General features: G+C 63.0%; 5 protein-coding genes. 2 read left to right on the top strand and 3 right to left on the bottom strand.

Annotation, left to right across the window (positions count from 1 at the left end):
* A partial coding sequence (locus ACS13N_RS18055) for a hypothetical protein (RefSeq protein WP_438932998.1) occupies positions 1-1038 on the top strand: 1038 nt, incomplete at its 5' end.
* Positions 1039-1169: 131 nt separating this feature from the next.
* A complete protein-coding gene (locus tag ACS13N_RS18050; RefSeq protein ID WP_438932997.1) occupies positions 1170-2405 on the top strand; it encodes a dicarboxylate/amino acid:cation symporter in 1236 nt (411 codons plus the stop codon).
* A 91-nt stretch (positions 2406-2496) separates the two neighbouring features.
* Here the strand turns inward: ACS13N_RS18050 and ACS13N_RS18045 are convergent, their stop codons facing one another.
* The 3 genes from ACS13N_RS18045 to flhB all read right to left on the bottom strand — a co-directional run bounded on the left by ACS13N_RS18045 (position 2497) and on the right by flhB (position 6930).
* Positions 2497-3399, bottom strand: coding sequence for a hypothetical protein (locus ACS13N_RS18045; protein WP_438932996.1), 903 nt, complete (start codon positions 3397-3399; stop codon positions 2497-2499).
* Positions 3400-3700: 301 nt separating this feature from the next.
* Positions 3701-5791: a flagellar biosynthesis protein FlhA gene (locus ACS13N_RS18040; RefSeq protein WP_438932995.1), complete on the bottom strand. Its 2091-nt coding sequence runs from the start codon at positions 5789-5791 to the stop codon at positions 3701-3703.
* On the bottom strand, positions 5788-6930 hold the full coding sequence (gene flhB, locus ACS13N_RS18035) for a flagellar type III secretion system protein FlhB (protein ID WP_438932994.1): 1143 nt from the start codon (positions 6928-6930) through the stop codon (positions 5788-5790). Before flhB ends, ACS13N_RS18040 begins: the two co-directional genes overlap by 4 nt.
* Positions 6931-7158 lie beyond the last annotated feature (228 nt).

Genomic DNA, 7158 nt, shown 5'->3' with positions numbered 1-7158 from the left:
GTATCCCGGCACGACGCGAACACCGCCACGGCGCAGACCCAACGTGGCGCTGCTGCGAAGATTGCGCAGGCGCCCGCAGCCAAGCCGCCGGTTGCACAGCAGCCGGCAACCACGGCGGGTGCGGCGCGTGCGCCGGGCGCCACCGCCGTCTTCACCGCGCGGCAAGCGCAACTCAACGCCGACGTGACGGGCACGCAGCGCGCGCTGGCATTTGTGGATGCGGCGGCAGTCCAGTTGCGTGGCCTGAAAGCAGCACTGAGTGCCACGCTGGGCGGTGCCGCACGCAGCAGTGATGAGCTGACACAACGCGTCGCCCGTTTTGACGGGCTGTGGAGCCATCGCGCAGCATCAACGGGCGGCGTGCTCGACGCACAACTGGGCGTGCATCCGGCGGGTGATGCCACACGGACCTTCCGCGTTCGTGCGCTCGATGCCGAGCAGTGGCGCAGCCAGGGTGCGGAAACGCTGACCTTTCACCCGATGGGCCTCGGCAAGCAGGCGGCCTCCGTCACGTTCGACGGCAAGCCGCTTGAACCCGCCGCGTTTGCAAAGCAGCTAGACCGTGCACTGGCCGCCACCGGCGTGCGTGTGTCCCCGGCTGCAGATGGTCAGGTGGACTTCACCGTGGCCGAATCGCGCTGGCCCGCCGTGCGAGACCAAATGATGGTGCAAGGCGGCGGCAAGCGTTTCCCGGGCGGGCGGCCGAGCCGCGCGCAAGCGGATGCCGCAGCCGAGGCCATTGCGCCGGCACGCTGGCAAGTGGGGGACCGGACCGAGCAACGTGCAACGCTGCGTGATGTGGTCCGTGCGCTCGATGGGCTCACCCAGGCGGATCGCACACTGCGCAGCCACCTGGATGCCGCCACCAGCCGCCTGCGTGGCGGCATGGGTGATGCAACCGGCCCGCAGGCTGCACGTGCTACCCGTTCGATGGCCGATACGCTGGGCGGCTCGACGGACTTCAACGTGCTGTCGACCGTCACCGCAACGCTGTCGGGCCTCAGCCGTGCCCGAGTGGAGACGCTGCTCAAGCTCTAAGGCGCCAAGCGCAGCCGCCTGCGAGGATTCTGTTGAATCATCAAGAATCTGTTGAACCTTATTCAACGCCGCCGGTGAATCGGCGAGGCTGAGGGGGAAGATCCACCGCTTTATAAGGAGCCCCCCAGCCGATGACGCCATCCTCCCGACTCCCAAGCCTGCGGTTGACCGCGGGCACACAGATCTTCCTCGCCCTCGTCCTGGGCATTGCCGCCGGTCACTTCATTGGCGAGCCCGCCAAGCTGCTGCAGCCGCTCGGCGACATCTTCATGTCGCTGATCCAGATGTGCGTGATTCCGGTCGTGTTTGTGTCGCTCGTCTGCGGCATCACCTCGCTCTCTGATCTGGCCGCGATGCGCCGCATCGCATGGAAGTCGATCGCCATCTACGCGCTGCTGATGTCCACCACGGCCGTGCTGGCGATGAGCATGGCGGGGCTGTTCGAGATCGGCAAAGGCTTCGACCTGCCGCTCACCGTCGACCCATCCGTGCTGGTAGAGCCGACCAGCCTGAAAGACGCGCTGATGTCGGCCATCCCCTCCAACCCGTTCAAATCCTTTGCGGAAGGCGCGCTGCTGCCGACCATCGTGTTCGCCATCTTCTTCGGCCTGGCGATCAACCTGTCGGGCGAGCGCGGTGAACCGGTGCGCAGCTTCTTCGAAAGCCTGTCGGCCGTCGTGTTCAAGCTGATCGGCATGGTGCTCAAGCTCGCGCCGGTGGGTGTGTTCGGGCTGATGGCGTATGTGACGGCCGACCACGGCTTCTCCGCGCTGGGCCATCTCGGCTCGCTGGTGGCGGTCAACTACGCGGTGCTGGCGGTCGTGATGATCATCATGTGCAGCGTGCTGCTGGGCGCCTTCGGCCTCAACCCGCTTCCGTTCCTGCGCAAGATGCTGCCGGTGCAGTTGTTTGCGTACTCGTCGGCCAGCAGCGCGGCCACGCTCCCGCTCAACATGGAAACCTGCCAGGCGCGCCTGGGTGTCGATGGCCGTATCGCGAGCTTCGTGCTGCCGCTCGGTTCGACCATCAACATGGCGGGCCTGGCGAGCTACCTGGGCACCGTGGCCATCTTCGCCAGCAACGCCTACGGGGTGGAGCTGACCACCGGGCAGATGGCGATGGTGGTGGTGACCACCACGCTGGCTTCGATCGGCGCCGCGGGCATTCCTGGCGCTGGCCTGGTAGTGATGAGCCTGGTGCTGGCGTCGGTTGGGCTGTCGCTGGAGGTGATTGCCGTCATTGCCGCAGTGGATCGGTTGATTGACATGTGCTGCACGTCGGCCAACGTAACGGGCGATACGGTGACTGCGGTGGTGGTGGCGCGGGCTGAAGGCGCGTTGGATGTGGAGCAGTACAACCGCGCCTGAGTGCTGTACCCGCTCACGCAAAGAAGCGCACGGTAAAACGTGCGCTTCTTTATTTCCATCTACTGGCGAGGATTTGCCTCAAACCGCGCGGTCAAAGGGGCTTCCTGCTGAGGGTCAGTTCCTGAATGATGTCTGCACCGCCCACACTTGCAGTGCGGAAGGGAACCTTCACAGCGCCCGTCGGTGACGCCGAGCCCCCGGCACAAACCGGCGTGTCGAGGTTCAGCGAGTAGGTCCTGAGCGTATCGGTGGTCTGAATCTGGACTTTGGGATTGAGCGGCCCAAGTTTTTGCAATGTTGCGGTCGTGAGATTCTTCACTGTAGCGGAGGTGACTTTGGCGCTTCCGTCTGGCGCGATGGTGATCGTGTCGCCATTGGACATCAGATCCCCTCCGCCGGAGGTCGTTAGCCTTGATGAGGCTTCACTTACCACGTAGGTCACGCTCTTACTTGGGTCGATCCAGTCCGAAATGTTTGCGCCGCTGCATGCGGTTTGCGTTGACGTGGTTGAGGCTTTCAATGAATCGACGTTTGTAAGCGTCAGCTCCTGAATCGTGTCTCCACCGCCCACGCTGATAGCTCTAAACGGAACCTTCACCGCACCTGTCGGCGATGCAGTGCCCCCTGAGCAAACAGGCGTGTCGAGTTGCAGCGAATAGGTGTTGAGGGTATTGGTGGTCTGAATCTGGACCTTGGGATTGAGCGGCCCAAGTTTTTCCAATTTCGCGGTCGTGAGATTCTTCACTGTAGCGGAGGTGACTTTGGCGCTTCCGTCTGGCGCGATGGTAATCGTGTCGCCATTGGACATCAAATCCCCTCCGCCCGACGTCGTGAGCCGTGCTGAAGCATCACTCACCACGTACGTCACGCTCTTACTTGGATTGACCCAGTCTGAAACGTTTGCGCCGCTGCATGTGGTTTGCGCGTAAGTGCTTGACGCGCAAAACGCGCTAAACATAACCCAGCCCGCTACGGCAATCGAACGGTACGGCATATGCATCTCCTAAAGGGAATGTGTTCGCAATGTTCAGATGCCACCGCGCAAGTGATTTTCTTGCGTCGGTAACAATAGGCAACCCGCTCCCCTACATCTAGAAGATCAAATCAATTATTTTAAAATCGGGACAGTAACTGTTTTTGGTTAATCCAAATGAGTATATCGAGCAAGTTATTTTTAAGGGGCGTTAATAAAGCCATGCCGGTGTCGTTGCGCAAACCGACGTTGCCGACCTTAGGTGTTGTCTGTGTTTGCGCGCCTAGCCCGAGGCCACTACGTTGTTTGTCGGCCTTTCCAATCACCCCAACGTCCCCACAATACTCACCTCCTTGTTCTCCGGAATCTCGTTGTAAGACAGCACAGCCAACCCTGGCGCAAACAGCTTGGCGTAACGCGCCAGCATCGGCCGCACGCGCGGCACCACCATCAGCACGGGTGTGGACCCCATCTGCTTCATCTGCTCGGCCACGGCGGGCATGTGCGTCTGCAGTTGCGAGAGCACGTTCGGCTCCACCGGGAAGTTGTCTAGCGGTGCACGCGTGCCGGATTGCTCCGCGCGGCTCAGCGCACCTAACAGGATGTTCTCCAGCTCCACCGTCAGGCTGAAGCCCTTCAATGCAGCCTGCGGCGACCCCAGCGCAGAGACGATCTGACGGCGCAGTGCGCAGCGCACCTCGGCCACGAGCAGCAGCGGGTCCTTGGTGGTCTCCGCCGCTTCCACCAGCGTGGAGGCCACGGTTTCGATGTCCTTGATCGACACGTTCTCGGCCAGCAGCGTGCGGAAGACTTTGCGCAACTGGCTGTGCGTGAGGCACTTGCCCAGCGCATCGGCCAGCACGGGGGCGATGCCCGTCAGCCGTTCGATGATGGCGGTCACGTTGTCGTAGCTGAACAGCTCGGGCAGGGTCTCGCGTACCAGCTTGGCGGCATGCGTGGCGATGACGGTGGCGCAGTCGACCACCTGGTAGCCGAGGCCCAGTGCGTGGGCTTTCTGTTCCGGTTCGATCCACGTGATGGGCATGCCGTAAGCGGGGTCGACGCCCGGCGTGCCGTCGAGCTCGCCGTAGACGGTGGGCGACGGAATCGCCATCAGCTTGCCGGGCTGCACCTGTGCCTGCGCGAGGGCGGTGCCGTTGAGCATGATGGCGTAACCGGCGGGCGGCAGGCTCATGTCATCACGCGCGCCTATGGGCGGCAGCAGAAAGCCGAGCGATTCCGACAGGCTCTGGCGCGTGCCCTGCAGGCGACGCACGAGCGGAGCACCTTGCGCACGGTCCACCATCTGTACCAGCTTGTAGCCCAGTGACACCGACAGCGCATCCACGTAGGGCAGGCTGGTCCAGTCGAGTGCTTCTTCGCGCGGGGCGGCCAGCGTGGCCTCAACGGCGCGAGCGGTTTCCTCTGCGCTGGCGGCTTCGGCGGGCGATGGCCGCTGCGACATGCGCCAGCCAACATAGCCAAGCACGGCCGCAAAGCACAGGAACACCAGCGTCGGCATGCCCGGGATCAGGCCCAGCGCGGCCATCAGCGCAGCGGCGCTGAACAGCACCACGGGTGATGCCAGCAACTGTTGCCCAACCTGCTGTTCAAAATCACGCGAGTCGTTGATCCGCGTGACGATCACCGCGGCAGCAGCGGAGAGCAGCAGCGCCGGAATCTGCGCGACCAGGCCGTCACCGATGGCCAGCAGCGCGTACTTGTGGAACGCTTCGCCCGTGGGCAGGCCGTGCATCATCACGCCGATCACCACGCCGCCGATCAGGTTGATGATCAGCACCAAAATGCCGGCAATGGCATCGCCGCGCACGAACTTCGATGCACCGTCCATGGCACCGTAGAAGTCGGCCTCGGTCGTAACCTCCTTGCGGCGCTTCTGGGCTTGCTCTTGCGTGATGACGCCCGCGTTCAGGTCGGCATCGATGGCCATCTGCTTGCCGGGCAGCGCATCCAGCGTAAAGCGCGCCGACACTTCCGAGATCCGCTCCGCCCCCTTGGTGACCACCACAAAGTTGATGATCATCAGGATCACGAACACCACCAGGCCGACCACGAAGTTGCTGCCGATCACCACATTGGCGAACGACTCGATCACCTGACCCGCCGCGCTCCCGCCGGTATGGCCATTGAGCAGCACCACGCGCGTGGAAGCCACGTTCAGCGTCAACCGCATCAGCGTGGCGGCCAGGATGATGGTCGGGAACGCCGAGAAATCCAGCGGCCGCTTGACGGTGACCGCCACCATCACCACCACGATGGACAGCACGATGTTGAACGTGAACATCATGTCCAGCGCCATGGGCGGCAATGGCAGGATCACCATCGCCAGGATGGCGAACAGGGCGAGCGGCGCGGCAAACTTCGCGCGCTTGAGCATGGCTATCAAGTTCATGGGGACGGAGCCTTTTGTAGATGTTCTGGAATATCGAAACCCGTGGGCAATGACGGCGAGACACCACGGCCGCCGTTGCGGAATGCTTTGATCTGCAGCACGTAAGACAACACCTGCGCCACCGCGCGATACAGCGCCGCCGGAATCTGCTGGTTGACCTGGCTGGTGTGGTAAATGGCGCGGGCCAGCGGCGGAATCTCGAGCACTTCCACGCCGTGCTCCTTGGCGAGATCACGAATGAACAGCGCGATCTCGTCAACGCCCTTGGCCACCACATACGGTGCTTGTGCGCGCGATTCGTCGTACTTGAGTGCGACGGCGTAGTGGGTCGGGTTCATGACCACCACGTCGGCGGTCGGCACGGTCTTGCGCATGCCGTTGCGCGCCATCTGGCGCTGAATCTGGCGGATGCGGCTCTTGACCTCGGGCTTGCCCTCGGACTGCTTCATCTCGTCCTTGATGTCGCGCTTGCTCATGCGTTGTTCGCGCATGAATGTCATCCATTGGATGGGCACGTCGATCAGCGCAAACGCGGCAATCACCCCCGCCAGCGTGAGCGCGGAAGTGAGGAACAAATCAGCACCGCCCGCCAGCGCATCCATGAGCGGAGCCCCCTGCAGGCGGATGAAGCCGTTCAGATTGGCGCGGCAGACCACAAAGAGCGTCACCATCAACGTGATCGCCTTGAGCACCGTCGTGCCGAACTGCACGTAATGCTTGCGGGAGACCAGCCGCTTGAGCCCGGCGATCGGGTTCAGCTTGCTGAACTTCGGCATGAAATTCTTGCGGCTCATGACCCAGCCGCCCGGCACCAGCGATGCGATGACGATGCCGGCCGGCACGGCTGCTAGCGGCGCGAGCATCTTGCCGATCAGCAGCAGCGTGGCCGGAAACAGCATCGAACCTGCATTGCCGAGCGCACCGTCGCCCGACAGGTCGGCAAACGACAGCGCAAAGATGCGTTTGAGATCCACGGACCAACCCGGCGCGAGCACGACGATCAGCTTGAGCGCCACCAGAATCCCCACGGCGGTACCGATATCGCGCGAGCGCGCGATCTGGCCTTCCTGCTTCGCTTTACGCAGCTTCTGCGGGGTGGCCTTTTCGGTCTTGTCGCCGTTGTTGGACTGCTGGCTCATAGACGAGCCTCCTGGGGCAGCACGGCGTGTGCGTCAGACATCTCAGGCGCAACGGGCACGGTGAACACGATCAATCGCCTCCTCGGGTGAGTTGCGGCCATTGTCGGCAAGTCGTTGCGAGGTGTTGAGAAGGTTGAACAGACCTTGAACGGCCCGCGCACCCCCCGGCGTTGAGGTTCCGAACCCCGCGTGTGGCGTTCAGAACACCGGATTCGATACTTTTTGGTC

The organism is Ralstonia sp. 24A2 (genome assembly GCF_051783885.1).
In the GTDB taxonomy this organism is placed as follows: Bacteria; Pseudomonadota; Gammaproteobacteria; order Burkholderiales; family Burkholderiaceae; genus Ralstonia.
This window is presented reverse-complemented; position numbering and strand designations above follow the sequence as displayed.

Excerpts from the sequence above, each read along its gene's own strand:
- ACS13N_RS18050 (WP_438932997.1), top strand. The coding sequence starts at position 1,170 with ATGACGCCATCCTCCCGACTCCCAAGCCTGCGGTTGACCGCGGGCACA.
- ACS13N_RS18045 (WP_438932996.1), bottom strand. The coding sequence starts at position 3,399 with ATGCCGTACCGTTCGATTGCCGTAGCGGGCTGGGTTATGTTTAGCGCG.
- ACS13N_RS18040 (WP_438932995.1), bottom strand. The coding sequence starts at position 5,791 with ATGAACTTGATAGCCATGCTCAAGCGCGCGAAGTTTGCCGCGCCGCTC.
- flhB (WP_438932994.1), bottom strand. The coding sequence starts at position 6,930 with ATGAGCCAGCAGTCCAACAACGGCGACAAGACCGAAAAGGCCACCCCG.